The 26,211-nt window shown below is 69.0% G+C and carries 28 protein-coding genes; 6 read left to right on the forward strand and 22 right to left on the reverse strand.

Annotated features, from left to right (window positions below; genetic code table 11):
• Positions 1–3: 3 nt before the first annotated feature.
• A complete protein-coding gene (locus JN22_RS15225) occupies positions 4–462 on the forward strand; it encodes a hypothetical protein (RefSeq protein ID WP_085554784.1) in 459 nt (152 codons plus the stop codon).
• Between the two features lie 12 nt (positions 463–474).
• Here JN22_RS15225 and JN22_RS15230 read toward each other — a convergent pair whose 3' ends face one another.
• From JN22_RS15230 to JN22_RS15250, 5 genes are all read right to left on the reverse strand, one after another.
• A complete protein-coding gene (locus tag JN22_RS15230) occupies positions 475–912 on the reverse strand; it encodes a DUF29 domain-containing protein (RefSeq protein ID WP_085554785.1) in 438 nt (145 codons plus the stop codon).
• Positions 913–986: 74 nt separating this feature from the next.
• Positions 987–2,060, reverse strand: coding sequence for a BMP family ABC transporter substrate-binding protein (locus JN22_RS15235; RefSeq protein WP_085554786.1), 1,074 nt, complete (start codon positions 2,058–2,060; stop codon positions 987–989).
• A 72-nt stretch (positions 2,061–2,132) separates the two neighbouring features.
• A complete protein-coding gene (locus tag JN22_RS15240) occupies positions 2,133–3,065 on the reverse strand; it encodes an ABC transporter permease (protein ID WP_085554787.1) in 933 nt (310 codons plus the stop codon).
• Positions 3,062–4,138, reverse strand: coding sequence for an ABC transporter permease (locus JN22_RS15245; protein ID WP_085554788.1), 1,077 nt, complete (start codon positions 4,136–4,138; stop codon positions 3,062–3,064). Before JN22_RS15245 ends, JN22_RS15240 begins: the two co-directional genes overlap by 4 nt.
• Positions 4,139–4,171: 33 nt before the next feature.
• Positions 4,172–5,749, reverse strand: coding sequence for an ABC transporter ATP-binding protein (locus JN22_RS15250; RefSeq protein WP_085554789.1), 1,578 nt, complete (start codon positions 5,747–5,749; stop codon positions 4,172–4,174).
• A gap of 250 nt (positions 5,750–5,999) precedes the next feature.
• On the opposite strand from JN22_RS15250, the gene ygfZ reads away from it, so the two are divergent.
• Together ygfZ and JN22_RS15260 are read left to right on the forward strand one after the other, a co-directional pair.
• Positions 6,000–6,905: a CAF17-like 4Fe-4S cluster assembly/insertion protein YgfZ gene (gene ygfZ / locus JN22_RS15255; protein ID WP_223677744.1), complete on the forward strand. Its 906-nt coding sequence runs from the start codon at positions 6,000–6,002 to the stop codon at positions 6,903–6,905.
• Between the two features lie 100 nt (positions 6,906–7,005).
• Positions 7,006–7,530, forward strand: a complete 525-nt coding sequence (locus JN22_RS15260; RefSeq protein WP_085554791.1) for a PRC-barrel domain-containing protein — start codon at positions 7,006–7,008, stop codon at positions 7,528–7,530.
• 105 nt (positions 7,531–7,635) lie between these two features.
• Here the strand turns inward: JN22_RS15260 and JN22_RS15265 are convergent, their stop codons facing one another.
• From JN22_RS15265 to crcB, 4 genes are read right to left on the reverse strand one after another with little or no spacing between them, the layout of a single operon-like run.
• Positions 7,636–8,334 (reverse strand): ATP12 family chaperone protein, encoded by a 699-nt coding sequence (locus tag JN22_RS15265; RefSeq protein ID WP_085554792.1) that lies wholly within the window; start codon positions 8,332–8,334, stop codon positions 7,636–7,638.
• Positions 8,334–9,035, reverse strand: coding sequence for an HAD-IA family hydrolase (locus JN22_RS15270; RefSeq protein ID WP_223677745.1), 702 nt, complete (start codon positions 9,033–9,035; stop codon positions 8,334–8,336). Before JN22_RS15270 ends, JN22_RS15265 begins: the two co-directional genes overlap by 1 nt.
• A complete protein-coding gene (locus JN22_RS15275; RefSeq protein ID WP_085554794.1) occupies positions 9,032–10,075 on the reverse strand; it encodes an RluA family pseudouridine synthase in 1,044 nt (347 codons plus the stop codon). Before JN22_RS15275 ends, JN22_RS15270 begins: the two co-directional genes overlap by 4 nt.
• Positions 10,072–10,476 carry a fluoride efflux transporter CrcB gene (gene crcB / locus JN22_RS15280; protein WP_085554795.1) on the reverse strand — a complete coding sequence of 135 codons (405 nt, stop codon included), beginning with the start codon at positions 10,474–10,476 and terminating at the stop codon, positions 10,072–10,074. Before crcB ends, JN22_RS15275 begins: the two co-directional genes overlap by 4 nt.
• Positions 10,477–10,562: 86 nt before the next feature.
• On the opposite strand from crcB, the gene JN22_RS15285 reads away from it, so the two are divergent.
• The gene (locus tag JN22_RS15285) at positions 10,563–11,144 is read left to right on the forward strand and encodes a cysteine hydrolase family protein (RefSeq protein WP_085554796.1); all 582 of its coding nucleotides are present in this window, start codon (positions 10,563–10,565) and stop codon (positions 11,142–11,144) included.
• Here the strand turns inward: JN22_RS15285 and JN22_RS15290 are convergent.
• A complete protein-coding gene (locus JN22_RS15290; protein WP_085554797.1) occupies positions 11,107–12,018 on the reverse strand; it encodes a hypothetical protein in 912 nt (303 codons plus the stop codon). The two genes, JN22_RS15285 and JN22_RS15290, sit on opposite strands and share 38 nt — an antisense overlap.
• A gap of 4 nt (positions 12,019–12,022) precedes the next feature.
• Complete coding sequence (gene dnaE, locus JN22_RS15295; RefSeq protein WP_085554798.1) at positions 12,023–15,508, reverse strand: DNA polymerase III subunit alpha; 3,486 nt, start codon at positions 15,506–15,508, stop codon at positions 12,023–12,025.
• A gap of 163 nt (positions 15,509–15,671) precedes the next feature.
• Between dnaE and JN22_RS15300 the strand changes: the two genes are divergently transcribed.
• Complete coding sequence (locus JN22_RS15300; RefSeq protein ID WP_085554799.1) at positions 15,672–16,280, forward strand: hypothetical protein; 609 nt, start codon at positions 15,672–15,674, stop codon at positions 16,278–16,280.
• A gap of 163 nt (positions 16,281–16,443) precedes the next feature.
• A complete protein-coding gene (locus JN22_RS15305; RefSeq protein WP_085554800.1) occupies positions 16,444–17,325 on the forward strand; it encodes an EamA family transporter in 882 nt (293 codons plus the stop codon).
• Between the two features lie 229 nt (positions 17,326–17,554).
• On the opposite strand, the gene JN22_RS15310 is transcribed toward JN22_RS15305, so the two are convergent.
• From JN22_RS15310 to mce, 11 genes are all read right to left on the reverse strand, one after another.
• Positions 17,555–18,412 (reverse strand): dienelactone hydrolase family protein, encoded by an 858-nt coding sequence (locus JN22_RS15310; protein ID WP_085554801.1) that lies wholly within the window; start codon positions 18,410–18,412, stop codon positions 17,555–17,557.
• A gap of 86 nt (positions 18,413–18,498) precedes the next feature.
• Positions 18,499–19,248, reverse strand: coding sequence for an ABC transporter ATP-binding protein (locus JN22_RS15315; RefSeq protein WP_179166168.1), 750 nt, complete (start codon positions 19,246–19,248; stop codon positions 18,499–18,501).
• Positions 19,241–20,488 carry a lipoprotein-releasing ABC transporter permease subunit gene (locus JN22_RS15320; RefSeq protein ID WP_085554803.1) on the reverse strand — a complete coding sequence of 416 codons (1,248 nt, stop codon included), beginning with the start codon at positions 20,486–20,488 and terminating at the stop codon, positions 19,241–19,243. Before JN22_RS15320 ends, JN22_RS15315 begins: the two co-directional genes overlap by 8 nt.
• Before the next feature lie 124 nt (positions 20,489–20,612).
• Positions 20,613–21,068 (reverse strand): hypothetical protein, encoded by a 456-nt coding sequence (locus tag JN22_RS15325; protein ID WP_085554804.1) that lies wholly within the window; start codon positions 21,066–21,068, stop codon positions 20,613–20,615.
• A 1-nt stretch (position 21,069) separates the two neighbouring features.
• Complete coding sequence (locus JN22_RS15330) at positions 21,070–21,357, reverse strand: hypothetical protein (protein ID WP_085554805.1); 288 nt, start codon at positions 21,355–21,357, stop codon at positions 21,070–21,072.
• A gap of 316 nt (positions 21,358–21,673) precedes the next feature.
• On the reverse strand, positions 21,674–22,987 hold the full coding sequence (gene proS, locus JN22_RS15335; RefSeq protein WP_085554806.1) for a proline--tRNA ligase: 1,314 nt from the start codon (positions 22,985–22,987) through the stop codon (positions 21,674–21,676).
• 125 nt (positions 22,988–23,112) lie between these two features.
• Entirely contained in the window at positions 23,113–23,550 is a 438-nt protein-coding gene (locus JN22_RS15340) for a hypothetical protein (protein WP_085554807.1), read from the reverse strand.
• Between the two features lie 12 nt (positions 23,551–23,562).
• Positions 23,563–24,462 (reverse strand): hypothetical protein, encoded by a 900-nt coding sequence (locus tag JN22_RS15345; protein WP_085554808.1) that lies wholly within the window; start codon positions 24,460–24,462, stop codon positions 23,563–23,565.
• A 421-nt stretch (positions 24,463–24,883) separates the two neighbouring features.
• Entirely contained in the window at positions 24,884–25,453 is a 570-nt protein-coding gene (locus JN22_RS15350; RefSeq protein ID WP_085554809.1) for a DNA-3-methyladenine glycosylase I, read from the reverse strand.
• A 13-nt stretch (positions 25,454–25,466) separates the two neighbouring features.
• Complete coding sequence (locus tag JN22_RS15355; RefSeq protein ID WP_085554810.1) at positions 25,467–25,718, reverse strand: DUF1467 family protein; 252 nt, start codon at positions 25,716–25,718, stop codon at positions 25,467–25,469.
• Between the two features lie 75 nt (positions 25,719–25,793).
• On the reverse strand, positions 25,794–26,198 hold the full coding sequence (gene mce, locus JN22_RS15360) for a methylmalonyl-CoA epimerase (RefSeq protein WP_085554811.1): 405 nt from the start codon (positions 26,196–26,198) through the stop codon (positions 25,794–25,796).
• Positions 26,199–26,211 lie beyond the last annotated feature (13 nt).

Raw genomic sequence — 26,211 nt, forward strand, 5'->3', positions numbered from 1 at the left:
CCCTTGTCCGTCCCCGATTTGCAGACCATCCAATCCCTGGCCGAGGTGCCGGACGGCGCGCTGCCGATCACCCCCGGCTCGATCATCATGACTCCGGAAGGGGTGCTCGGCATCGCCAAGCCGCCCAGGCCGTGCAAGCTGCATTTCATGGCCGACGGCCTGCCCTTCAACGTCGCGGTGCGCCACGAGGGCGACGGGTCGGTCTGCCAGATCTGGGCCGACGTCGGCCACGTCCCCTACACCGCGCAGGCGCCGGAGCGCCGCCGCGCGCTGCTGTCGATCCTGCGCGGGGTCGAGGGGCTGAAGACCGTGAAGTTCGTCATCCAGGGCGGCCAGAAGATCATCCTCTTCTCGGAGACGAGCTTCGAGCACCACGCGGCGCCGGAGGATCTGTTCCACCAGACCATCCTGGTGTTGCAGGAGGCGCGCCCCTTCCTGCGCCTGATGGGGCCGTATCTGTAGGAAACCGCTGCGTCAGGCGTCGGGCCAGAAGCCGTCGTCGACCATCTGGTCAAAACTCCACGGGCATTGTGCCGGCAAGCCGCGGCGGGGCATGCCGGTTTCCCGTTCCACCTCGATCAGCGCCAGACGATAGGCGCTCTCGATGGCTTCATCGAGCTTCGCCTTCAGACTCGGATTGTCGTCGAGGTGGTCGGCGATCCGGTAGCGCTGCTCCTCGACGCTGAGGCGCCAACTGTTGCCGCGCCGGTCCGGCTGGAAGCGCCATTTCAGGAGATGGAGCATCAGGACCGTCAGGCGGCTCACCAGCTCGCGCTTCTCGGTCTTGCCCATGCTCTCGATCTCCTCGGCGATGTGCGCGATGTCCGCCGCGTCGAGCCGGCCGGCCCGCAGCAGGGCCGCCTGTTCGTTCGCCCAGGCGTAGAAATCGCGCTCGTAGAGGTTCGAGTCCATCCTGCCCTCCTCACGGGCGAGCCGCGAGGCGGCGGACCGGGATGGGCTCCGGTCCGCCATCGCACGCGCTCCGCTTACTTCGGAACCTTGCCCTGAACGCCCTCGACGTACCAGTCCATCTTGAGGATCTGCTCGTCCGTGGCGGTCTTGCCCTCCGGGATCACCACCTTGCCGGACTGGTCCTTGACCGGGCCCTGGAAGGAATGGCGCTTGCCGGACATGATGTCGGCCTTGATCTGGTCGGCCAGCGCCACGACGTCGGCCGGGATGCCCGGGTTGTAGGGGGCCAGGAACAGCATCTTGTCCTTGAAGCCGCCCCAGGTGTCGACCGACTTCCAGCTGCCGTCGAGCACCGCCTTGACGCGGTCGATGTAGTAGCCGTTCCAGTCGTCGACGATGGCGGTCAGGTGCGACTTCGGACCGAAGCGGGTCATGTCGGAGCTTTGGCCGACCGACCACAGGCCGCGCTCCTGCGCGGTCTGGATGGGGGCCGGGCTGTCGGTGTGCTGGACGATGACGTCGGCGCCCTGGTCGATCAGCGCCTTGGCGGCCTCGGCCTCCTTGCCGGGGTCGTACCAGGAATTCACCCAGACGACGCGGACCTCGGCCTTCGGGTTCTGCTCGCGCATCGCGATGGTGAAGGCGTTGATGCCGCTGACCACCTCGGGAATCGGGAAGGAGCCGACATAGCCGATGATGTTCGACTTGGTCATCTTGCCGACGATGGCGCCGATCACCGTGCGGCCTTCGTAGAAGCGCGCGGAGTAGGTGGCGACGTTGGCCGAACGCTTGTAGCCGGTGGCGTGCTCGAACTTCACGTCGGGGTAGCGCTGGGCCACCTTCAGCGTCGGGTTCATGAAGCCGAAGGAGGTGGTGAAGATCAGCTTGTGGCCGCTGGCGGCGAGCTGCTCGATCACCCGCTCGGCGTCGGCGCCCTCCGGCACATTCTCGACATAGGTGGTGGTGACCTTGTCGCCCAGCGCCTTCTCGACCGCGAGGCGGCCCTGGTCGTGCTGGTAGCTGTAGCCGTGGTCGCTGATCGGCCCGACATAGACGAAGCCAACCTTCATCTTGTCCTGCGCGCTCGCGACGCCGACGCTCAGCGCGACGGCGGCGGCACCGGCCAGACCCAGAAGCGTCTTGCCCATCGTCCTTCTGTTCACGTCAAAGCTCCTTGGGTGTTTGGTTTCAGCGTCTTGTTTCGTTTTTTGGCGGCTTGGTCAAGAATCCGGATGAAACAGCTTGCCCAGGCAAGCCGGCGCGTTCAGGCGGATGCGGGCGACGTCCCGCGAGATCAGCACGAGAACGAGAACGGTAGCCAGATAAGGCAGCATCGACAAGAGCTGCGAGGGGATGGCGATGCCCATGCCCTGCACATGCAGCTGGGCGATGGTGACGCCGCCGAACAGCCACGCCCCCAGCATCACGCGCACCGGCTTCCAGGTGGCGAAGACGACCAGCGCCAGCGCGATCCAGCCGCGCCCGGAGGTCATGTTCTCCGCCCACATCGGCGTGTAGTCCATCGACAGGAAGGCGCCGCCCAGCCCGCTCATGGCGCCGCCGAACATCACCGCCAGGAAGCGGATGCGGATCACCTTGTAGCCGAGCGCGTGGGCGGCGTGGTGGTTCTCGCCGACCGCGCGCAGCACCAGACCGGCGCGGGTGCGGTAGAGGAACAGATGCACCAGCGGCACGGCGAGCACGCCGAGATAGACCAGCAGATCCTGCCCGAACAGCGCCTGCCCGATCACCGGCAGGTCGGTCAGGCCGGGGATGTTCAGCTTGGGCAGCCCTTCCAGCGGGATGCCGACGAAGCCCTGCCCGATCAGCGCCGACAGCCCGACGCCGAACAGGGTCAGCGCCAGCCCGGTCGCCACCTGGTTGGCCAGCAGCAGCAGCGTCAGCACGCCGAACAGCGCCCCCATCGCCGCGCCGGCGCCGGCGGCGACCAGCAGCCCGAGCGGGGCCGAGCCGGTCTTCACCGTGATGGCGAAGCCGCAGACCGCCCCCATCAGCATCATGCCCTCGACGCCCAGGTTGAGGACGCCGGATTTCTCGACCACCGTCTCGCCGAGCGCCGCGAACAGCAGCGGCGTCGCCGCCGCGAACATCGCCGCCAGGATGGGGCCGATCAGAGCCAGCTCGGCGCTCATGCCACGGCCCTCCGCGCGCCGAAGCGGATCCGGTAGCGGATCAGCACGTCGCTCGCCAGCAGGAAGAACAGCAGCATGCCCTGGAAGACTCCGGTGATGGCCTTGGGCAGGCCCATCGCGATCTGCGCCGCCTCGCCGCCGATGAAGGACAGCGCCATCAGCAGCGCCGCCAGCAGGATGCCGACCGGGTGCAGCCGGCCGAGGAAGGCGACGATGATGGCGGTGAAGCCGTAGCCGGGCGACACGCTGGGGGTGATCTGGCCGATCGGCCCGGCGACCTCGCCCATGCCGGCGATGCCGGCCAGCGCGCCGGAGAGCAGCAGGCTGAGCCAGATGATCCTCTTCTGGTCGAAGCCGGCGTAGCCCGCCGCCGCCGGGGTCAGGCCGATCACCTTGATCTGGAAGCCGACGAAGGTCCGCGCGATCAGCACCCAGCCGGCCGCCACCGCGAGCAGGGCGAAGGCGGTGCCGAGATGCACGCGGGTGCCCGACCACAGGACCGGCATCACCGCGTCGGCCTCGAACAGGCGCGACTCGGGGAAGGCGAAGCCGTCGGGGTCGCGGTAGGGGCCGTGGACCAGATAGTTCAGCAGCAGCAGCGCGACGTAGGTCAGCATCAGGCTGGTGAGGATCTCGCTGGCGTTGAAGCGGACGCGCAGGAAGGCGGGAATCGCCGCCCAGGCGGCGCCGCCGGCGGCGCCGGCGACCACCATCAGCGGCAGCAGCCACCAGCCGCCCTCGCCGTAGAAGGCCAGCGCCAGACCGCCGCCGGCGATGGCGCCGACGGTGAGCTGCCCCTCCGCCCCGATGTTCCAGACGTTGGCGCGGAAGCCGATGGCGAGCCCGACGGCGCAGAGCACCAGCGGCGTCGCCTTGACGATCAGCTCGCCGATGCCGCGCTTGGAGGAGACGGGATCGATGAAGAAGGCGTGCAGCGCCTTCACCGGATCGAAGCCGAGCAGAAGAAACAGGACGAAGCCGCTGAGCAGGGTCAGCGCCACCGCCAGCAGCGGCGTGACGTAGACCATGGTCTTCGACGCCTGCCCGCGCGGTTCCAGACGGATCAGGCTCATGCGTGGATTTCCTTGAACACCTTGCCGGACACCTTACACCGCACGCGCGATCTCCCCGTCTTCGTCCGGCGGCGTGCCGAACAGCCCGCCCATCAGCAGGCCGATGCGCTCCACGCTGGTCTCGTGGGTCGGCCGGCTGTCCGACAGGCGGCCGTGGAACAGCACCGAGATGCGGTCGCTCAGCACGAACAGCTCGTCGAGATCCTGGCTGATGACCAGCACCGCGGCGCCCGAGCGGGCCAGCGCGATCAGCGCCTTGTGGATCGCCGCCGCCGCCCCGGCGTCGACGCCCCAGGTCGGCTGCCCGACCACCAGCAGCTTCGGCTTCTGGAGGATCTCCCGGCCGATGATGAATTTCTGGAGGTTGCCGCCCGACAGCGACCGCGCTTCCGCCCGGTGGCCGTGGGCGACGACGTTGAAGCCCTTGATGATGGTCTCGGCGTAGGCGCGCGCCCGGCCGAAATGCACCAGCCCGCCGCGCACCAGCGGTTCGCGGGCGTAGCCGGACAGCAGCGCGTTCTCCGACAGGCTCAGCTCCGGCACGGCGCCGCGGCCCAGCCGCTCCTCCGGCACGAAGGCGAGGCCGAGCGACCGGCGGGCGCGCGGCCCCAGATGGCCGGCCGGCACCCCCTCGATCGTCACCGCCTGCGGGTCGCCGATCAGCGCCTCGCCGCTCAGGGCCGCCATCAGCTCGGCCTGCCCGTTGCCGGCGACCCCGGCGACGCCGAGGATCTCGCCGGCCCGCACCTCGAAGCAGACGTCCTTCAGGCTGGTGGCGAAGGGGTTGTCCGAGGTGGTGGACAGGTGCCGCACCACCAGCCGGGCCGCCCCCGCCTCGCCCGGCGGCAGCCGTTCCGGCGTCGACAGCTCGCTGCCGATCATCATCTCGGCCAGGCCGCGCGCGGTCTCGCGGCGCGGGTCGCAGGCGCCGACCACCCGGCCGGCGCGCAGCACCGTCGCCCGGTCGCACAGCGCGCGGATCTCCTCCAGCTTGTGGGAGATGTAGAGGATGGTGCAGCCTTCCGCCGCCAGCCGGCGCAGGGTCTCGAACAGCTTGGCGGCCTCCTGCGGCGTCAGCACCGAGGTCGGCTCGTCCATGATCAGCAGCCTGGGGTCCTGCAACAGGCAGCGCACGATCTCCACCCGCTGCCGTTCGCCGACCGACAGGTGGAAGACGTGCCGCTCGGGGTCGAGCGCCAGCCCGTAACGCTCCGAGACGGTGCGGATGCGCTCCGACAGGGCGTCCATCCTGCCCGGCTCGTCGAGGCCGAGCGCGATGTTCTCCGCCACCGTCAGCGTGTCGAACAGCGAGAAATGCTGGAACACCATGCCGATGCCCAGCCGCCGGGCGCCGGCCGGATCGGGGACGACGGTCTCCCGCCCCTGCCACAGCAGGCAGCCGGAATCGGGGTGCAGCACCCCGTAGATCATCTTCACCAGCGTCGATTTGCCGGCGCCGTTCTCGCCCAGCAGCGCGTGGATCTCGCCCGGCCGGAGAAGGAGGTCGACATGATCGTTGGCGAGACAGCCGGGAAAGCGCTTGGTGATGCCGCGCAGCTCCAGTCGGGGCGGCGAGGCGTCCGGGGCGGGTGTCTTGGCGTGCGAATCCAAGGAGGAGGGATCCAAAAGAGGGAAAACCTTCGGGGCAATGCCAAAGCCGTGCCACCATCGGACACAGTAACGCGGTCGGCACACCGTGCGTCAACAGCGGATCCTTTGCCCATCGGTCAGGCAGATGCCCTTTTGGGCGGCAGGCGAGGCGCCGGGTCGGGAATGGAGGCGCGGCGATCCGTCAGCACCCTTGCCATACCCCAGCGATCCGCCCAACTATCCCTTCGGTACGAGGTCAGTGGAGACGGCCATGACAGTTGGCATGAGGGCGGGTTACGCGGTGCTGGAGCATCGCGGCGTGGTGGCGGTCTCCGGCGAGGACCGGGCGGCCTTCCTGCAAGGGCTGGTGTCCAACGACGTCCTCAAGGTCGGCCCGGCGCACGCGGCCTACGCGCTGTTCCTCACCCCGCAGGGCAAGTTCCTGCACGATTTCACGCTCGTCGACATGGGCGGCGCCCTGCTGCTCGACCCGGAGACGGAGCGGCGGGCCGATCTGCTGCGCCGGCTGAAGATGTACAAGCTGCGCTCCAGGATCGCGCTGGAAGACCGCGCCGAGTCGCTGCGGGTCGCCGTCGCCTTCGGTGAGGGCGCGCTGGCGGCGCTCGGCCTGCCGGCTGAACCGGGGGCCGCCGTGCCGTTCGGCGGCGGCGTCGCCTTCACCGACCCCCGCCTGTCCGCCCTCGGCGCCCGGCTGTTCCTGCCGGCGGAAGGCATCGCCGCCCTGGAAACCGCCGGGCTGACCCGCCGCGACGCCGCCGACCACGACCGCCTGCGCCTGTCACTGGGCGTGCCGGAGGGCGGCCGCGACCTGATCCCGGAGAAGTCGATCCCGCTGGAGAACCGGCTCGACGCGCTGAACGCGATCGCCTGGGACAAGGGCTGCTACATGGGGCAGGAGCTGACCGCCCGCACCAAGTACCGCGCGCTGATCCGCAAGAAGCTGTTCCCGGTGACCGTCGAGGGGCCGCTGCCGGAGCCCGGCACCCCGGTGACGCGCGACGGCAAGGACGTCGGCGAGATCCGCAGCGGGCGCGACGGGCTGGCGCTCGCCCTGCTGCGGCTCGATGACGTGGCGGAGACGGCCGGAGGCGGCCCGCTGACGGCCGGCGGCGCGGTCCTCACCCACCGCGTGCCGGAGTGGGATGTTACCTCCTAAGGAGGGGGACTCGCCAAAAGAGTTCGCGGCGCGCGAAATCAAACCTCTTCCTTCGCTGTTGTTGACGGGTATCCGGTCCACAATGACGAAGGAGCCACCCATGCGCCGTACTCTTATCGCCGCCACCGCCACCCTGGCCCTGTTCTCGGGCGCGGCGTTCGCGCAGACCACGTCGCCGACGGTCGCCAACCCGTCCAGCTCGACCTCGTCGATGTCGAACACGGCGACGCCGGACAGCGCGGCGGCCACCGGCTCGGCCGCGACGGGCAGCACCCTGGGCGCCGGCCAGATGGCCAGCGCCGACCAGCTGCTCGGCAAGAACGTCTACGGCCGCGACAACGACAAGCTGGGCGAGGTCGACGACGTGATCCTCGACAGCAACGGCCAGGCCAAGCAGCTCGTCATCGGCTCGGGCGGCTTCCTCGGCATCGGCGAGAAGAAGGTCGCCGTCGATTACACCGCCGCCAACTGGGACGCGCAGAACAACCGCCTCAACATGTCCGGCCTGAGCCGCGACGACGTGAAGGCGATGCCGGAGTTCAAGTACGACGACACCATGACGTCGCTGAACCGCACCCGCAAGCCGGCCGACAGCACCACGACCGGCACGACGATCGCCAAGTAAGGCATCGCCGGGCAGCCGCGTCCTTCGGCGTCCCGCGCTGAAGCGAAAGCGCTGAAAGCGGAAAGCCCCCCTTCCGTCGGAAGGGGGGCTTTTCCGTTGTGGGCGTCAGGCCCGCAGAAGATCGACGAAGCGCCGGCAGGCTTCGATGTCGGCGCGGAGGGCGGCGCGCCGCTTGGTCGTTTCCGGATCCTCGCCCCAGCGCTCGATCTCGAAGGTCTCGTCGATCTGCGAGACCTCGAACGCCCCGGCGGCGTCGATGCGGCCCTCGACCAGCGCCAGCGCGACGACCAGCGATCCGCAGGCGCCCGTCGCGGTCTGCAACGCCGCCAGCATCCAGTCGTCATAGCCCTCGACCGCGCTGCGCAGGGCGCGCAGGGCTTCCGGCGTCTGCGGCTGGGGCATCAGCCCGGCGCAGACCCGCAGGGGGGCGTCGTACTGCAACGCCGCCCAGTCGAGCAGCGGCTGCCACGCCCGCGCCTGACGCTCGACCAGGCTTTCCGGATGCTCGGCGCGGTAGCAGAGCAGATCGGTCCCGGCGTAGGCGGCGACCGCGTCGACGATGCCGTCGCGCTTGGCCGGAATCAGGTCCACCGCCGTGCTGGCGAGCTGCATCAGCGGCATGGCGTTGGCGTCGATCTTGTCGCCCTGCGCCTCCCACTCCGCCGCCACGCCCTCGGCCAGCGCCCTGGAGCGGAAAAGCAGCGGCGCCTTGGCCGGGCTGCGGACCGGGCGGCCGTCCAGCTCGACCTGGAATCCGCCCTCCGGCGCCGCGCCGACGCCGGCCGCCTTGTAGAAACGCTTCATCATTCGCCTTTCAACAGATCCAGCACCGCGCCGGCGACCTCGACGCCGCCATGCACGATGCGGTCGGCGCCGGCCGCCTCAAGCTCCGCCACCGCGTGGTATCCCCAGGAGACGCCGACCGACGCCACCCGCGCGTTGCGCGCCATCTGGATGTCGTAGGTGGTGTCGCCGATCATCACCGTGCCGGCGGCCTCCGCCCCCGTTTCGGCCAGCGCGCGCTGGACCATGTGGGGGTTCGGCTTGCCGGGCGAGACGTCGGCGGTCTGCAAGGTCACGAAACGGTCGGCGATGCCGTGCAGCTTCAGCACCGCGTCCAGCCCGCGCCGCGACTTTCCGGTCGCCACGCCGAGCAGCACCCCGGCGTCGGCCAGCGCGGTCAGCGTGTCGAGGATGCCGGGGAACAGCGGCTCATGCACCTCGCCACGGCCGCGCTTGGCGGCGAAGGCCCGCTTGTAGCTTTCGGCGACGGCGACGTGCAGGTCCGGGGTCCGCCCCGGCAGCAGCAGCCCGACCGCCTCGACCAGCGACAAGCCGACCATGCGGCGCACCGCCATCGGATCGGGCACGCCAAGGCCATGCTCCTCCCAGGCGGCGGTCATCGCGTCGATGATGGCGAACTGGCTGTCGACCAGCGTCCCGTCGCAGTCGAACAGCGCCAGCCTCAACGGGGCGGTCGATGGTCTGGCCGGGGCGCCGCTCACTCCACGTCCTCGAACGGGTCGTCGCGCAGGTTGGCGCTGAAGCCGAGATACTTCCAGGTCGCCAGCATGTGGTCGGGCAGCGGGGCCGTCACGTCGATGGTCTTGCCGCCGCGCGGGTGCGGCAGGATCAGCCGGCGCGCGTGCAGGTGCAGCTTCCTCGCCACCTCCGCCCCCGGCAGGAAGGCGCCCTGCCCGGCGTACTTCCCGTCGCCGAGGATCGGCGTGCCGATCGCCGCCATGTGGACGCGGAGCTGGTGGGTGCGCCCGGTGCGCGGCCACATCGCGACGAAGGCCGACTGCTTCCCGGCGTTCTCCAGCACGGTGTAGTAGGTGACGGCGCGCTTGCCCTCCTCCTTGGCCTCGGCGACGCGCTCGCCGTGCGGCCCGCCCTCCTTGGCCAGCGCCAGATCGATCTTGCCCTGGTAGGGCTTCGGCACGCCGACCGTCGCCGCCCAGTAGGTCTTGCGGACGTCCGAGCCGCGGAACATCTCGGTCAGCTTGGTGGCGGCGAAGCTGGTGCGGGCGAGCAGCAGCACGCCCGAGGTGTCCTTGTCGAGGCGGTGGACCAGCTTCGGCCGCTCCTTGCCGTCGAAGCGCAGGGCGTCGAGCATGGCGTCGAGATGCTTGGAGGTGCCGGTGCCGCCCTGCACCGCCAGACCGGCCGGCTTGTTGATGGCGATGACGTCGGCGTCGCGGAACAGCACCAGCGCCTGGAGTTCGGCGATCTGCTTGTCGGACATCGCCGGCTTCTTCGGCGCCGTGGCCTGGGCCGGGCTTCTGGCCGGGGCCGCCCAGTCGGCGAGTGGCGGGATGCGCACGCTCTGCCCGGCGGCCAGCCGGTCGGAGGTCTCGGCCCGCTTGCCGTCGATGCGGACCTGCCCGGTGCGCAGCAGCTTTTGCAGATAGCTGTGGTTCACGTCGGGGAAGTGGCGCTTGAACCAGCGGTCGAGGCGCATGTCGGCCTCGTCCCCCGTCACGGTGCGGTTTTCGACCCGGCTTTCGGCGGCGGGCTTGGGAGCGGGCTGGGCGGAATCAGTCATGACAAGGACACCGGAACAAGAGAACGCACGACCCACAGGCCGGCAAAGAAACCCAGGATGGTCAACACCACCGAGGCCAGAAGATACCCCATCGCCGCCGCCATCTCGTTCCGCCCCACCAGGACGCCGATGTCCAGGGTGAAGGAGGAGAAGGTGGTGAAGCCGCCGAGCACGCCGACCAGGACCAGCGCGCGCAGTTCCGGCGACGGCGACCAGACCAACGCCGCCAGCTCCGACAGCACGCCCATCGCGAAGCAGCCGGAGGCGTTCACGATCAGCGTCCCGTAGGGAAAGCGCGTGCCGACCCATTGCCCGACCAGCAGGATCAGCAGGTAGCGCGCCACCGATCCGGCGGCGCCGCCCACGGCGACCGCAAGCAGCGAGACAGGCGAAGCGAGCACGGACCCTCCCGGCGACGGAACAGGCCGAATAGAGCCAGAAACGCGCCCGCTTGTCACGCGGCGCACGCGGCGGCAGGATGGTTGCCATGGAAAGATCGGATACCCTGCCCGCCAGCGCCGCCCTGCTGGTGGTGGATCTGCAAAGGGCCATCGACGACCCGCGCTGGGCCGCCGTCGGGCCGCGCAACAACCCGCGGGCCGAGGCCAACATCGCCGCCCTGCTGGCCGCGTGGCGGCGGACGGGGCGGACGGTGGTCCACATCCGCCACGATTCGACGGAGCCGGGTTCGACCTACCGCGCCGGCGGACCGGGGCACGGCTTCAAGGAGGAGGCGACGCCGCTGCCCGGCGAGCGGGTGGTGGGGAAGAGCGTGCACAGCGCCTTCATCGGCACCGACCTCGACGGCTGGCTGCGCGAACGCGGAATCGGCACGCTGGTCGTCACCGGGGTCATCACCAACAACAGCGTCGAGGCGACGGCGCGGATGGCCGGCAACCTCGGCTACGACACGCGGGTGGTCGGCGACGCGACCTTCACCTTCGCCCGGCTCGACTGGTCGGGACGGCACCGTACGGCCGAGGAGGTGCACGACCTGTCGCTGGCGAACCTGTCGGGGGAGTACGCGGCGATCATGGACACGGCGGGGGTGCTGGCGGCGCTGGGGTAGTCCGCGCGCCCACCCCGAAAATCCAGCCCTCCTGTCGTCGCGCCCGCCCGTCGAGCGCGGGCGGTGCCCAGACCTCCGGCTGACCGGCCAGCCGGCGCAGGCCCGCCGCCGAGACCAGCGCGTCGGCCGCGTGGTCGCTGACCGCCCCCGCCAAGCCCAGCGGCCGCGACCCGAGCTGCGTCAGCGCCGCGTCCACGTCGGCGCCGTCGCGGATCTTGCGCTGGCCGAAGCCGGTGCGCTTCAGGAACAGGCGCGGGTAGATCTCGGCCAGCACGGTGCGGCCGGGCGCCGGCTCGTCAAAGGGCCACACCGCGACGCGCTCCGGTTCCGCCATCCGCAGCGCCCGCAGCATCCGCATGCCGGCCAGCCCGCCCTTCCCCACCTGCTTGGAGCCGATCAGCTTGTAGGGGCTCTGCGGGTTGCCCAAACCCTCGGCGCGGCAGGCGTGCTCGGCGGCCCGGTGCGGGTCGCAGTACCAGTCCGGCTGCGGCCCGGCCCGCCAGAAATCGGCGCCATGCCGTTCATGCTCGGCGAAGGGGGCGCCGCCGAAGTCCGGCTCCCCGGCGCAGACGCTCTCGACCAGATCCCACAGGTCGAAGACGGTCGGCACCCGGCCCGGAAAGCCGCGTTCCGCCACCGCGAAGGGCAGCGAGAAGGCGCAATCGATGCCGACCAGCGCCGGCCCGCGCTCCAGCCCGGCGCGCAGCCAGTCGAACACAGCCGTCCGCGACCACCAGCCTCCCGGCCCTTCCACCGGCACCGGCGGCGCGTCGCCCGGCCCGCATTCGGCCACGGCGATGCCCGCGTAGCGTCGGCCCCGCGCGCCCGACCAGTCGATGGCGACGAAGCGGTCAAAGACCGGCGGGCCGCTCACCGGCTCACAGCTCCGCCACCTCCACCACCCCCGGCACCGCCTTCAGGGCCGAGCGGCTCTGCGCGGTGATGGCGTAGGCGCCGGGAAGCTCGATCTCGACCTCCTTCAGCGGTTCGATCTCGACCAGCACGTTGATCTTGCTCTTGCCGCGCGACAGGCGCTCCAGCGTGGACTTCAGCGACTCGATGGGGCCGCCATCGCGCAGCACCACCCGCAGGCCGGCGCTGACCGAGGCGACCGCCTCATCCAGCGGGCGGATCTCCTGGCAGGTCAGGCGGATCTCCTCGCCGTTGAGCTGGGCGTCCACCGTGATCAGAACCGGCGTGCCCGGCTCCAGCAGGTCGCGGTTGACCGCCAGCACCTCCGAGAACAGCGTCACCTCGTAGCCGCCGGTCGCGTCCGACAGCTCGACGAAGGCGAAGCGGTTGCCCGACTTGGCGGTCTTCTCCTTCTTGGAGACGACGATGCCGGCCATCTTGTAGCGGGTCGAGCCGCCCCGCTGCACCGCCGCCATCAGCTCGGCCGAGCGCACCACCTTCATCCGGCCGAGCGGACCGGCGTAGGTGTCCAGCGGGTGGGCCGACAGGTAGAAGCCGATGGCCGAGAACTCGTGCTTCAGCTTCTCCAGCGGCTCCCAGTCCTTGACCTTGGGGAGGTCGGGTTCCGGCAGCCCGCCGCCCCCGCCGCCGAACAGGTTGCCGATGCCGCTGTCGCGCTCGGCCGCTTCGGCCTGGGCGTAGCGGATGATGGTTTCCAGCGCCGCGTGGACCTGCGCCCGGTTGGGGTTCAGCCCGTCGAAGGCGCCGGCGCAGGCGAGGTTTTCCAGCTGCCGCTTGTTGATGGTCTTCAGATCCAGCCGGCGGGCGAAGTCGAACAGGCTTTTGTACGGGCCGTTCCTCCGCCGCTCCTCCACCACCGCCTTCATCGCCGGGGCGCCGACGCCCTTGACGGCGGCCAGGGCGTAGCGCACCGCCTTCACCCCGTCGCCGAGATGCTCGACCCCGAAGATGGCGTCCGACCTGTTGATGTCCGGCGTCAGCAGCTTGATCTTGAGGCGCGCCAGCTCCTGCCGGAAGACGTTCAGCTTGTCGGTGTTGCCGAGGTCAAGCGTCATCGACGCCGCCATGAACTCGACCGGGTAGTTCGCCTTCAGATAGGCGGTGTGGTAGGCGACCAGCGCGTAGGCCGCCGCGTGGCTCTTGTTGAAGCCGTAGCCGGCGAACTTCATCACCTGGTCGAAGATCAGGCTGGCGAGTTCCGCCTTCACGCCGCGCTGCTCGGCGCCGTCGCAGAAGATCTTCCGCTGGGCGTCCATCTCCTCCTTGATCTTCTTGCCCATGGCGCGGCGCAGCAGGTCGGCGCCGCCCAGCGAATAGCCGGACAGCACCTGCGCGATCTGCATGACCTGCTCCTGGTAGATCATGATCCCGAAGGTCTCCTTCAGGATGCCCTCCAGGCTGTCGTGCATGTAGTCGGGCTTTTCCTCGCCGTTCTTCACCCGGATGTATTTCGGGATGTTGTCCATCGGGCCGGGACGGTAGAGCGACACCAGCGCGATGATGTCCTCCAGCCGGTTCGGCTTCAGCCGGCGCAGCACGTCGCGCATGCCCGAGCTTTCGAGCTGGAACACGCCCGTCGCCTCGGCGCGGCTGAGAAGCTGGTAGCTCTTCTCGTCGTCCAGCGGGACGGTGGTCAGGTCCGGCTTGCCGGGAATCAGGTTGACCGCCGTCTGCAACACGGTCAGCGTCTTCAGGCCGAGGAAGTCGAACTTCACCAGCCCGGCCTGCTCGACGAACTTCATGTTGAACTGGGTGACCGGCATGTCGGAGCGCGGGTCGCGGTAGAGCGGCACCAGTTCGTGCAGCGGCCGGTCGGAAATCACCACGCCGGCCGCGTGGGTCGAGGCGTGGCGGTAGAGCCCCTCCAGCTTCAGCGCGATGTCGATCAGGTGGGCGACGGTCTCGTCGCCGTCGCGCGCGGCGCGCAGCATCTCCTCGCTGTCGAGCGCCTGCTGGAGCGTGACCGGGTTGGCCGGGTTGTTCGGCACCATCTTGCAGATCTTGTCGACCTGACCGTAGGGCATCTGCAACACGCGCCCGACGTCGCGCAGCACGGCGCGCGCCTGGAGCTTACCGAAGGTGATGATCTGGGCGACGCGGTCGTAGCCGTACTTGTCCTGGACGTATTTGATGACCTCCTCGCGGCGGTCCTGGCAGAAGTCGATGTCGAAGTCGGGCATCGACACGCGTTCGGGATTCAGGAAGCGCTCGAACAGCAGGCCGAAGCGCAGCGGGTCGAGGTCGGTGATGGTCAGCGCCCAGGCGACGACCGAGCCGGCGCCCGATCCGCGCCCCGGCCCCACCGGGATGTCGTGGTTCTTGGCCCATTTGATGAAGTCCGACACGATCAGGAAATAGCCGGGGAACTTCATCTTGACGATGACGTCCAGCTCGAACTCCAGCCGCTCGAAATAGGTCTTGCGGGTCTCGGCGCGCTGCTCCGGCGTCATCTCCGGCGTGTAGACGACCTTCTCCAGCCGTTCCTCCAGGCCGGCGCGCGACTGGGCACGCAGCTCGTCGTCCTCGGTCCGCCCGCCCTCGCAGGCGAAGGGCGGCAGGATCGGCTTGATCGGCTTCAGCAGGAAGGAGCAGCGGCGCGCGATGGCCAGCGTGTTGTCGAGCGCCTCCGGCAGGTCGGCGAACAGCAGCCGCATGTCCTCCGCCGACTTGAAGCAATGATGGGGTGTCAGGCGCCGGCGGCTGTCCTGGCTGATGTAGGCGCCCTCGGCGATGCAGAGCAGCGCGTCGTGCGCCTCGTACATGTCCTCGGTCGCGAAGTGGCAGTCGTTGGTGGCGACCAGCGGCAGGCCGTGGGCGTAGGCGAGGTCGATCAGCGCCGGCTCGACGGCGTTCTCCAGCGCCTCGAAATGGCTGTCGGGATGGCGTTGCAGCTCGACGTAGAGCCGGCCGGGGAACAGCCGCTTCAGCCGCTCCAGCACCTCCAGCGCCAGATCCTTCTGCCCCTCGCCGAGCAGCCGGCCGAGCGAGCCGCCGATGCCGCCGGTCAGCGCGATCAACCCGGCGGACTGGCCCTCCAGCGCGTCCAGCGCCACCTGGGGGCCGGCCAGCGGGTCGGACTCCAGGAAGGCCTTGGACACCAGCTTCATCAGGTTGCGGTAGCCCTCCTCGTTCTGGCAGAGCAGCACGAGCTGGTCGGGCGTGGAGGCCGCCTTGCCGGGCAGGCCGGGCTTGGTCGCCGCCGGGCCGACGCGGGTGATGCCGAGCACCGTGCCGAGGATCGGCTGCACGCCGGTGTCGGCCGCCGCCAGCGCGAACTCCAGCGCGCCGAACAGGTTTCCGGTGTCGGTCACCGCCACGGCGGGCATCTGCTTCTTGTGGCAGAGCTTCACCAGCTCCTTCATCTTGATGGCCCCTTCCGACAGCGAATAGGCGGAATGGACGCGCAGATGGATGAAATCGGCGTGGGGCATGGCAACCGTTGGCGATCGGGGACGGGAGGGGGCGGGCGGGCAAGGCGGACCGGGTGGGTCCGGTTCTAGCACAGCCGGCGCTTCCGCCTCCACGGTCGCCCGCCGCACGCGTTCGTGGTATGCAGAAAGACGAAACGCGAACAACGCTGGGGAGGATGCCGCGATGGATCGGCTGCGCCTTGCTCGAACGGCCGCCCGGGTCGCCACGCCGCCGGCCACGCTGGCGACCCTGCTGCTGCTGGCGGCCTGCCAGACGACGGTGGCCCCGCCCACCCCTCCGCCGGTCCCGCGCGGACTGGAGGAGGCGTCCGGAACCCCCTACAACACCCCGACGCGCGGCTGGAGCGTGACCATCCACAAGCCGGCCAGCGGCAAGACCTACTGCCAGGCGGTGCGCACGGCGCCGGTTCCCGCCGCCCCGACCGGGGAAAGGGGCGGACCGGGCATGGTGTTCCGCACCGCCGCCGTCGAATCGGGCTTCACCCTGACCGGCACCGGGGCGGCGGTGACGGCCGGCGAGCGCTACGACCTGACCGCCAGCTTCGACCAGGGCTCGAAGGTAATGCTCGGCGCGCGCGGGCTTCCCGGCGGCGGCCTCTACGTCGCCATCCCCAGCAAGACCTATCTGGAGGAGCTGGAACCCTTCGCCCGCAACCGCCGCGTGACCTTCCGCAGCGCCGCGCTGGGGGAACTCGGCACCCTGCTGCTCAACGGGTCGTCCTGGGCGATCAACGCGTCGGACGAATGCCGCATTCTGCACGCCGACAGCTGACCCGCACGGCGCACGGGTCCGCCCGCGTTGACGCAACGGAAAGGCGCGCCTATGGCATCGTGCGTTTGATATGAAACGCACGATGCCATAGCTTTGTGTTTGGCGATCGGATTCACGCTTCAAATCGATTCCGATTTTACGCGATCCGATCTAGGGTCGGATCATGCGCCTTCCTCACATCCTGCTCGCCGTGGCGGTCGCCGCCGTCTGGGGCGTGAACTTCGTCGCGATCAAGCTGGGATTGCGCGACCTCCCGCCCTTCCTGTTCACCAGCCTGCGCTTCATGCTGGCCTCGCTGCCGGTGCTGGCGCTCGGGATGCGGGCGGGGCCGCCGATTCCCTGGCGCTACGTCATCGGCATCGGCGTGCCGCTGGGCGCCGTCCAGTTCCCGCTGCTGTTCCTCGGCATGGATGTCGGGATGACGGCGGGTCTGGCCTCGCTGGTCCTGCAAAGCCAAGCCTTCTTCACGGCGCTCTTCGCCGTCTTCGCGCTGGGCGACCGGCCGGGCCCCCGGCAGATCGCCGGCATGCTGCTGGCCTTCGCCGGCATCGGGCTGATCGCCACGGAGATGCCGACCGGCGATTCGCTGCTCGGCCTCCTCCTGACGCTGGCGGCGGCGGCGTCCTGGGGCCTCGCCAACATCGTGATGAAGAAAGCCAAGGCGCCCGACCTGTTCCGCATGATGGTGTGGGTCAGCCTGATTCCGCCGCTGCCGCTGCTGGCCCTCTCCTTCCTGGCCGAAGGGCCGGACCGCATCGCCCACGCCTTCGCCAACCTGACCTGGGTCGGGGTCGGCGCGCTGGTCTACATCGCGGCGGGCGCCACGCTGTTCGGCTTCGCCGCCTGGGGCTTCCTGATGCGCCATTACCCGGCGAGCCTCGTGGCGCCCTTCTCGCTGCTGGTGCCGATCTTCGGCATGAGCAGCAGCGCCCTGCTGCTGGGCGAGACCTTCACCACGCTGAAGCTGGCGGGCGGGCTGCTGGTGTTCTGCGGGCTGGCGCTGTCGGTGCTGAAGCTGCCGGCCTTGGCGCGCGCAAAGGCGTGATAGCGCCCCTCTCCCGTTCCGGGAGAGGGTGGCCCGCAGGGCCGGGTGAGGGGCTATCGGAACATGGATCCGTCGCACGCCCGATCGCCCCTCACCCTTCCCGCTTCGCGGGCCCCGAGGTCGCTCGCAAGTCTCGCGACCGCGCGTCACCTACGATCGCCTTCGGCGCTCGTCCGGCCTGCGGCCGTCGGCTCTGCGCCCTCTCCCGGGGCGGGAGAGGGACCTTTCCCTACGTCAGCTTGGCCTTGAGGAACTCGACGCTGCGCTTCCACGCCAGATCGGCAGCCTCCTTGTTGTAGCGCTCGGCCGAGGTGTCGTTGTGGAAGGCGTGGTTGACGCCGTCATACATGAACACTTGGTGCTCGACCCCGGCCTTGGTCAGCGCCGCGTCGTAGGCCGGCACGTTGGCGTTGATGCGCTGGTCCAGCCCGGCGTAATGCAGCATCAGCGGCGCCTTGATCGTCTCGACCAGCGCCGGGTCGGGGGTCGGCCCGTAGAAGGCGACGCCGGCCTTCAGGTCGGCCGCCTTGATCGCCAGCCGGTTGACCATGCCGCCGCCCCAGCAGAAACCGACCGCCCCGACCTTGCCCGACGAATAGCGGTAGGCCAGCAGATGGCTCATCGCCGCGACGAGGTTGTTGACCGTCTTGTCGGCGTCGAGCTGGGCGATCATGTCGCGCGCCTTGTCGGCGTCGGACGGCGTGCCGCCCAGCGGCGACAGCAGGTCGGGGGCGAACGCCACGAAGCCCTCCGTCGCCAGACGGCGGGTGACGTCCTCGACATAGGCGTTGAGGCCGCGGTTCTCGTGGATGACGATCACCGCCGGGGCCTTGTCGCTCAGCTTGGGCCGGGCGATGTAGCCGGAGACGTCGCCGGTCGCTCCCTGGAAGCTCACCTTCTCGGCGGCGAGCCGGCTGTCGGTTTCCTCGACCACGGCGGCGCGGGCGTGGTTCGGCTCGATGGCGGCGAGGATCGCCGGGATGGCGGCGGCGCTGCCGGCCAGCGCGGCCAGCCGCTCCAGGAACACCCGGCGCGGCAACGGCGCGTGGGTGTATTCGTCGTAGAGATCGATGATCCTCTGGTCCATCCCCTCAAGCCCCTGCCATTGTTCGGTTGCGCTGAGTGTGGTGACGCCGCCTTTTTCCGGCAACGGCATAGAGGAAAGATTCCGGACTACACCTCCCCTTGCACCTCCCCTTGCACCTCTCCCCGCCCCCGCTCCCGGGCATCCTCCGGCGCCGGCGCGTGCTCCACCAGCACCCCGTCCCGCATCTCCAGCACCCGGTCCATCCGGCGCGCAAGGTCGAGGTTGTGGGTCGCCACCAGGGCGCCGACGCGGGCCTGCCGGACGATGGCGGTCAGCATCGCGAAGACGTTCTCCGCCGTGTGGGGGTCGAGGTTGCCGGTCGGCTCGTCGGCGATCAGCAGCGAGGGGGCGTTGGCCAGCGCGCGGGCGATGGCGACGCGCTGCTGCTCGCCGCCCGACAGGCGGGCCGGGCGGTGGCTGCCGCGCGCCTCCAGCCCGACCATGCGCAGCAGCTCGTCCGCGCGCTGCTTGGCGACCCGCTTCGGCACCCCGGCGATCATCTGCGGCAGGACGATATTCTCCCGCGCCGAGAATTCCGGCAGCAGATGGTGGAACTGGTAGACGAAGCCGATCGAGCGCCGCCGCACCTCGGTCCGCCTGCCGTCGTCGAGGTTCGACACGTCGGTCCCGGCGATGCGCACGGTGCCGCCGGTCGGCTTCTCCAGCAGACCGGCGATCTGAAGCAGGGTCGACTTGCCGGCGCCGGACGGGCCGACCAGCGCCACCAGCTCGCCGGCGCGCACCGTCAGCTCGGCCCCGCGCAGCACCTCGAGCACCGTGCCGCCCTGTTCGAAGCGGCGGACGATCCCGGAGAGTTCCAGCATCGGCTCATTCATAGCGCAGGGCCTCCACCGGATCGAGACGGGCGGCGCGCCAGGACGGGTAGATCGTCGCGGCGAAGGACAGGCCGAGCGCCATCAGCGTCACCTGGACCACCTCGCTCCAGTCGATCCGCGCCGGCAGTTGCGACAGGAAATAGATCTCGGCGGAGAACAGGTTGGTGCCGGTCAGGCTCTGGATCGCCTGCCGGATGCTCTCGATGTTCAGCGCGAAGGACACGCCGAGCGCCAGCCCGAGCAGCGTCCCGGTCACGCCGACGCTGGCGCCGGACAGGAAGAAGATGCGCATGATCATGCCGCGCGTGGCGCCCATGGTGCGCAGGATGGCGATGTCCCGCCCCTTGTCCTTCACCAGCATGATCAGGCTGGAGATGATGTTGAAGGCCGCGACCATGATGATCAGCGACAGGATCAGGAACATCACGTTGCGCTCGACCTGGAGCGCGGTGAAGAAGCTGGCGTTCGACTGCTGCCAGTCGACCACCCGCCCGACCCCGGCGACCACCGACTGCACGGCGTCGCGCGCCGCGCGGATCTGCACCGGGTCCTGAACGAAGACCTCCAGCGAGGACACCGCGTCGCCGGTGCGGAAGAAGGCCTGCGCCTCCTCCAGCGGCAGGAAGACGAAGCTGTTGTCGTACTCGAACATGCCGACGTCGAAGATGGCGCCGATCGGGTAGCTGCGCAGGCGCGGCACGGTGCCGAAGGCGGTGACGTTGCCCTGCGGCGCGATCAGGGTGAGCTGGTCGCCGACCGACAGGCCGAGCCGCTGCGCCATGCGGCTGCCGATGGCGATGCGGTCCTCCCCGAAATCCTCGGCCGAGCCGCGGACGATGTTGCGCGACAGGGTCGGGCGGACGCGGAAATCCTCCGCGCGCACGCCGCGCACCACGGCGCCCGAGGCGAGCCCGCGCACCGAGACCAGCGCCTGCCCTTCCACGGTCGGGGTGACGTTGGTGACGCCCGGCGTGTTGCGCAGCTTGCCGGTCAGGATGTCGAAGTCGGGAAGCGGCCCGCCGCGGACGTTGTAGACGTTCAGGTGCCCGTTGAGGCCGAGCACGCGGCCGAGCAGCTCCGCCCGGAAGCCGTTCATCACCGACATCACGATGATGAGCGTCGCCACCCCCAGCGCGATGCCGAGCAGCGAGAATCCCGCGATGACCGAGATGAAGCCTTCCTGGCGGCGCGCCCGGAGGTACCGCATCGCGACCATGCGTTCGAAAGCGTTGAAGATCATGGGGGTTTCCGGCCTGCCGAAGTGGCGGTGAGAAAGGTGGCGAACCGCCGGGATCCAATCCCGGGATTCGCCACCGGAAGATAGGTCAGCTTGCGGGCCGGCGCAAAGGCTGCCTTTTGTTCGATCAACCGCTTAAGCCGATCTCCATTACCTCGGCGAAGGTGAAGGCGGCGGCCACGGCGCTGGCGCTCGTGGCCTGGCTGATCCGCAACTGCACCGGCACCGCTCCGGTCCTTGTGTCGACGATGGCATGGCTGACCGGCTGTTCCGCCATGAAGACGCCGCTGGTTCCGGGAATGTGCCGCGAGCCCGTTCCGACCGCAAACCCGCCGGCGGTGTGAAACCAGAGCGTCCGCGCGGTTCCGTCGCCGGCGGAAAAGTTGAAGGCCGTGCTAGCCATCAGACGGAACACCCGTCCGGCCGGCAGCAGGATGGCGTAACCGGCAAGCTCCAGCGTTCCGCTGGTCACCGTGTCGAATCGAACCGGACTGTCCACCGCCAACCCGACCGTCTGGTTGGCCGAAAGTCCGAAGACGCCCCAGGAACGCAATGATGGCGGAGCGACGGCGCGCAGCGCCATGTCACTCGCCCTCGCCGGTGGTGACGTCCAGCACGGTGCCACCGTTCACGCCGATGCCCGTGATGAAGCCGTTGGCCTGACGGTCGAAGATCTCGACCGTCCGGGCCATGATCGTCAGCGTGTTGGCGGTGGAAGAGGTGAAGGAGGAAGTGAACTTGATGAGCGCGTCCGACGGCCCCAGGTTGGCCACGCGGACATTGCGCCCGATGTTGGGCAGGGCGTGGGTGCCGGCGCTTAACGCCGTGAAGCTGAGGCGCTGGTTTTCGATGGGGGAAAAGGCGAAACCCATGGTCGTGTCTCCCGTTTCGGTTCGAAATCGAACGATCTTGCGCGGCGCATCCGTATGTCCGATACGCATCGCCGGCCGATCAAGGCCGAAACCGAGTGTTTCTTCAGAAAGAGAACGAGTCAAAGGTTGTAGGAAAAAAAGTCTGTTTTCCGCTCATGATTATCACAAGCGATGCGCGGACGGCCGGACTTTCGGCCAGTGAACCGAAGGCGGCCCCTGCTCCTTGCCGAACGGTCGCCGACTCGAAAAAAAAGCGCCGGGCAAAAAAAAGCGCCGGGCTGAGCCGGCGCTTTCTCCCGACTGGCGGATACGATCGTCAGGGCAGCAGCTTGGCCAGAGCGCTATCGACCGAAAGTTCCTCCTTCACGCCGGTGGCGCGGCGCTTCAGCTCGACGACGCCGCTCTTCAGCCCGCGCGGACCGACGACGAGCTGCCACGGCACGCCGATCAGGTCCATGTCGGCGAACTTGGCGCCCGGACGCTCGTCGCGGTCGTCGTAGGCGACGTCCAGCCCGGCGGCCTGGAGCTTGGCGTAGAGGTCCTGGCAGACCCGGTCGGTCTCGGCGTCGCCGACCTTCAGGTTGATCAGGCCGACGTTGAAGGGCGCCACGGAATCCGGCCAGACGATGCCGTTGTCGTCGTGGCTCGCCTCGATGATGGCGCCCATCAGGCGCGACACGCCGATGCCGTAGGAGCCCATCTCGACCGGCACCGATTCACCGTTGGGGCCGGCGACCACCGCGTTCATCGGCTTGGAATATTTGGTGCCGAAGTTGAAGATGTGGCCGACCTCGATGCCGCGCGCCGAGACCAGATCGGAGTCCGGCACCGGGCTGTTGGCCGGGTCGTGCTTCTCGTCGGTCGCGGCGTAGATGCCGGTGACGCGATCGAAGAAGGGCTGGAGGTCGTCGTCGAAGCCCGGCGCGTTCGTCAGGACGTCGAGGTTCATCCAGTCCTTGTGGCAGAAGACTCCGCTCTCGCCGGTCTCGGCCAGGATGATGAACTCGTGGCTGAGGTCGCCGCCGATCGGGCCGGTGTCGGCGCGCATCGGGATCGCCTTCAGGCCCATGCGGGCGAAGGTGCGCAGATAGGCCAGGAACATCTTCTGGTAGGCGCGGCGCGCGCTGGCCGGGTCGATGTCGAAGGAATAGGCGTCCTTCATCAGGAACTCGCGCCCGCGCATCACGCCGAAGCGCGGCCGGATCTCGTCCCGGAACTTCCACTGGATGTGGTAGAGGTTCAGCGGCAGTTGCCGGTAGCTCTTCACGAAGGTGCGGAAGATGTCGGTGATCATCTCCTCGTTCGTCGGGCCGAACAGCATGTCGCGGTCGTGGCGGTCGGTGATGCGCAGCATCTCCTTGCCGTAATCGTCGTAGCGGCCGCTCTCGCGCCACAGGTCGGCCGACTGGATGGTCGGCATCAGCAGTTCCTGGGCGCCCGCCGCGTTCTGCTCCTCGCGGACGATCTGCTCGATCTTCTTCAGCACCCGGTGGCCCAGCGGCAGCCAGGCGTAGATGCCGGCGCTGGTCTGGCGGATCATCCCGGCCCGCAGCATCAGGCGGTGCGAGACGATCTGCGCCTCGTTCGGGGTCTCCTTGAGGGTCGGCATGAAGAAGCTGGACAGCCGCATGGCTTGGATCTCGTGTGCGGGGTGTGCGGGGACGCGCCGCTCCGTCGGCGGAGCGGAGGCCCTGTCGGGAGTGCGACTTTAAGGAAGGACGCCCCGGCTTGTCCACCCGGCTTGTCCGCCGGCCCTCAGCGGGCCCGGCAATAGGCGTAGAGTTCGCCCTGGGCGGCGTCGCCGACCGGCTGGCCGTTGAAGAACAGGCGGTTGCCGTCCATCGTCAGCCAGCCGATCTGGGTGTCGCCGCGCAATCCCCCGGTGGGAACATGCAGCCCCATCCGCCTCGCCAGATTCAGGGTCACCGGAATGTCGAAGCGGTCGATGGCGGGAGCGGCCGAGCCCGGCAGGTCGGCCGGAGCCACCGGACGGCCGCGCACGTCGACCCCCGGCTTGTATTCGACGTCGGGCGCCGGGCGATGGCGGGTCAGCGTCTGGCAGGCCGACAGGTCGATGGGCGCCGGGCGCCCCTGCTGCATGCCTTGATGGCCCCCCTGCTGCGCCCCCTGCTGCGCCATGGCCGGTCCCGCCGTCGCCAGGATCAGGAAGGCCGCCGCCAAGGTCCCGCGCATCGCCGTCACTCCCTACAGGCTGTGCTGTTGCTGGACGATCACCGGATTCGACATCGCCTTCCAGTAGACCGACAGATAGGGCATGCCTTTCTCGGCCTCCTCCTGGGTGCGGGCGGACTGGCGGATGTACTTGCCGATGAAGGGCTTGGTCACATGCTCCAGATCGACCGCGGCCTTGATGACCAGGAACTCGCCGATCTTGTCCGGCAGGTTGTAATGCCATTTCTGCAGGCAGTCGGAGGTGACGCCGGGCTTCGCCTGCTCCTTCTCCGACAGGTAGAATTCCTGGTGATGGTACTGGGAAATCTCTTTCCAGGCCTGGGCCAGCCGCCCCGGCTTGACGCGGGGCATGCCCTTCAGGATGCGCACGTCGTCGTGGAACAGCGGCAGGAAACCGCGCCGCCCGGCCAGTTCGGTCAGCATGCTGTGCAGGCCGGCCATCACCCCGCCCTCACCCTCCTCCGCCGGACGGCTGTCCGGCTTGGGCGCGCTCTTGCGGCCGAACAGGGAGCTGAGGAACCCCTTCTTGGGCTTGGCGGCGTTCGCCGCCGCGCTGTCGGCGCCGACCTTGCGCTCGTCCCACAGGGAATCCCAGGCGTAGTCCCAGGCGGTGAACACGGCGTTGGAGCGGTCGTCGAGGACGGTCAGCAGATACTCGCGCCCCTCCCGGCTCCAGTCGACGTCGCCGACGATCGCCCGCACCGGCCGGCGGCTGAGCATGACCGGCAGGATGCCGACCCGCACCAGCTCGGCGTAGAATTCGACGAAGGAGGGTGTCTGGACAAAGGGCAGCCTGGAGCAGGGCTGCTGCTCCGGCGCCAGCAGCTCCATGCTTTTCCTGGTCCGCTCCAACAGTTCGGTCATCAGAACCGCGGCGAACTGATCGAACCGCTCGTTTTCGTTCGCGGCCATCGATGCCCCGACTGTCCTTCCTTCCGCACCCGACATGACCGAGGCGCCGCCGAAAACCGTCCGGCCATCCCGATATGTGGTAATGGAAGCAACATTACCAAGTAAACCGTTAACGCTTTTTGCAACGCGAACGAAAAGAACCGATCCCTTCCCCCGCGCCCTCCGCCCCGCCCTTCCCCGGCCGGCACAAAGAAAGGCCGCGCGGCGGATGCGGCGCGGCCTGACGAGTTTAGGGAGGAATCGCCACCAGGCGTCGGAAAAGGGGAACATGCATCCCCCTCGTCACACCAAAAGTCTGGACCCGCGCGGCGGCACTGGCAAGCCCAAAACACAGGCAACCAGGATGTCTGCTCAAAATTTTTGCTGTTTTGCCTGAAGCTTGGCCCTTTGCCCGCCGAAAAGGCGCTTCATTGCCTATTTCTTACTCATCGTATCCGGCGAAGCCGGCGTCCACGGCGCTCTTCCAGGGCGGCGCCTGGGCGATCACCACCCCGTGGACCGGGCAATCCGGCTGGTGGGCGCCGGGCAGATAGCCCAGACTCATCAGGAACTCGCCGACGATCTCGCCGCCGGTGAAGCGGAAGGTCTTGCGGAACAGCGCGACCCATTGCGCCTTGCCCAGCGGATGGTGGGCACGCAGCCAGCCGTCGAAGGATCCGTGGCTGTCCCGCAGGGCGACGATGCGCCGGGCGTTCTCGATGGCGGCGTCCACCTTCAGCCGGTTGCGCACGATGCCGGCGTCGGCCAGCAGGCGGGCGCGCTCCGCCTCGCCGTAGGCGGCGACGCGATCGACGTCGAAGCCGTCGAAGGCGGCGCGGAAGGCGTCGCGCTTCTTCAGGATGGTCAGCCAGGACAGGCCGGCCTGGTTGATCTCCAGCACCAGCCGCTCGAACAGCACGCGCTCGTCGGTGCTGGGAAAGCCGTATTCGGATTCGTGGTACGGCCCATGATAGGGATGGCCGGGGGCGGCCGCGCAGTAGGTCAGGCTCACCGGCTCGGCTCCCTCACATGTCCTTGATCATGTCGCGGAAGGACACCAGCCCGGACTGGGCGATGGCGTAGATCACCAGCCAGACGACCAGCGCGACGATGGAGGTGGCCACGAACTTGCGCAGGATGTGCGGTTCGACCGGCGCGCCGTTGGCCATGCCCGGCTCCGGATTCTCCGGCGTCCGCACGCCCCAGGGCAGCACCGCGAACAGCACCACCCACCAGACGATGATGTAGACGAAGATTCCCGTTACCCAACCGTCCATGACACCCTCCCAGCACCGGCCGTCCCGCCCTCACCCGATCCGCCCTATCGAATTTGGCCTATCGGATTTGGACGGTCACGCCTGTTCCAGCTCCACCAGCGTGCCGCAGAAATCCTTCGGGTGCAGGAACAGCACCGGCTTGTCGTGGGCGCCGATCTTCGGCTCGCCGTCGCCCAGCACGCGGGCGCCCTGCGCCTTCAGCTGGTCGCGGGCGGCCAGGATGTCCTCCACCTCGTAGCAGATGTGGTGGATGCCGCCGGACGGGTTCTTGGCGAGGAAGGGCGCGATGGTCGACCCTTCGCCGAAGGGATGCAGCAGCTCGATCTTGGTGTTGGGCAGGGTCACGAAGACCACGGTGACACCATGCGCCGGCAGATCGACCGGATCGGACACCGTGGCGCCCAGCGTGTCGCGGTAGAGCGCGGTCGCCGCCGGCAGATCCGGAACGACGATGGCGACATGGTTCAGCTTTCCGATCATGGTGTCCTCGCGA

Source organism: Azospirillum agricola (genome assembly GCF_020005195.1).
Taxonomy (GTDB): domain Bacteria; phylum Pseudomonadota; class Alphaproteobacteria; order Azospirillales; family Azospirillaceae; genus Azospirillum; species Azospirillum agricola.

What these genes read in the sequence shown, in the direction of transcription:
- JN22_RS15275 (WP_085554794.1), bottom strand. Translation starts at nt 10,075, where the DNA reads ATGACTGATTCCGCCCAGCCCGCTCCCAAGCCCGCCGCCGAAAGCCGG.
- JN22_RS15285 (WP_085554796.1), top strand. Translation starts at nt 10,563, where the DNA reads ATGGAAAGATCGGATACCCTGCCCGCCAGCGCCGCCCTGCTGGTGGTG.
- JN22_RS15320 (WP_085554803.1), bottom strand. Translation starts at nt 20,488, where the DNA reads ATGATCTTCAACGCTTTCGAACGCATGGTCGCGATGCGGTACCTCCGG.
- JN22_RS15355 (WP_085554810.1), bottom strand. Translation starts at nt 25,718, where the DNA reads ATGGACGGTTGGGTAACGGGAATCTTCGTCTACATCATCGTCTGGTGG.
- proS (WP_085554806.1), bottom strand. Translation starts at nt 22,987, where the DNA reads ATGCGGCTGTCCAGCTTCTTCATGCCGACCCTCAAGGAGACCCCGAAC.
- dnaE (WP_085554798.1), bottom strand. Translation starts at nt 15,508, where the DNA reads ATGCCCCACGCCGATTTCATCCATCTGCGCGTCCATTCCGCCTATTCG.
- JN22_RS15340 (WP_085554807.1), bottom strand. Translation starts at nt 23,550, where the DNA reads ATGCGCGGGACCTTGGCGGCGGCCTTCCTGATCCTGGCGACGGCGGGA.
- JN22_RS15330 (WP_085554805.1), bottom strand. Translation starts at nt 21,357, where the DNA reads ATGGGTTTCGCCTTTTCCCCCATCGAAAACCAGCGCCTCAGCTTCACG.
- JN22_RS15325 (WP_085554804.1), bottom strand. Translation starts at nt 21,068, where the DNA reads ATGGCGCTGCGCGCCGTCGCTCCGCCATCATTGCGTTCCTGGGGCGTC.
- JN22_RS15235 (WP_085554786.1), bottom strand. Translation starts at nt 2,060, where the DNA reads ATGGGCAAGACGCTTCTGGGTCTGGCCGGTGCCGCCGCCGTCGCGCTG.
- JN22_RS15310 (WP_085554801.1), bottom strand. Translation starts at nt 18,412, where the DNA reads ATGGACCAGAGGATCATCGATCTCTACGACGAATACACCCACGCGCCG.
- JN22_RS15300 (WP_085554799.1), top strand. Translation starts at nt 15,672, where the DNA reads ATGGATCGGCTGCGCCTTGCTCGAACGGCCGCCCGGGTCGCCACGCCG.
- JN22_RS15245 (WP_085554788.1), bottom strand. Translation starts at nt 4,138, where the DNA reads ATGAGCCTGATCCGTCTGGAACCGCGCGGGCAGGCGTCGAAGACCATG.
- JN22_RS15265 (WP_085554792.1), bottom strand. Translation starts at nt 8,334, where the DNA reads ATGAAGCGTTTCTACAAGGCGGCCGGCGTCGGCGCGGCGCCGGAGGGC.
- JN22_RS15240 (WP_085554787.1), bottom strand. Translation starts at nt 3,065, where the DNA reads ATGAGCGCCGAGCTGGCTCTGATCGGCCCCATCCTGGCGGCGATGTTC.
- JN22_RS15230 (WP_085554785.1), bottom strand. Translation starts at nt 912, where the DNA reads ATGGACTCGAACCTCTACGAGCGCGATTTCTACGCCTGGGCGAACGAA.
- mce (WP_085554811.1), bottom strand. Translation starts at nt 26,198, where the DNA reads ATGATCGGAAAGCTGAACCATGTCGCCATCGTCGTTCCGGATCTGCCG.
- ygfZ (WP_223677744.1), top strand. Translation starts at nt 6,000, where the DNA reads ATGACAGTTGGCATGAGGGCGGGTTACGCGGTGCTGGAGCATCGCGGC.
- JN22_RS15345 (WP_085554808.1), bottom strand. Translation starts at nt 24,462, where the DNA reads ATGGCCGCGAACGAAAACGAGCGGTTCGATCAGTTCGCCGCGGTTCTG.
- JN22_RS15260 (WP_085554791.1), top strand. Translation starts at nt 7,006, where the DNA reads ATGCGCCGTACTCTTATCGCCGCCACCGCCACCCTGGCCCTGTTCTCG.
- JN22_RS15315 (WP_179166168.1), bottom strand. Translation starts at nt 19,248, where the DNA reads ATGAATGAGCCGATGCTGGAACTCTCCGGGATCGTCCGCCGCTTCGAA.
- JN22_RS15305 (WP_085554800.1), top strand. Translation starts at nt 16,444, where the DNA reads ATGCGCCTTCCTCACATCCTGCTCGCCGTGGCGGTCGCCGCCGTCTGG.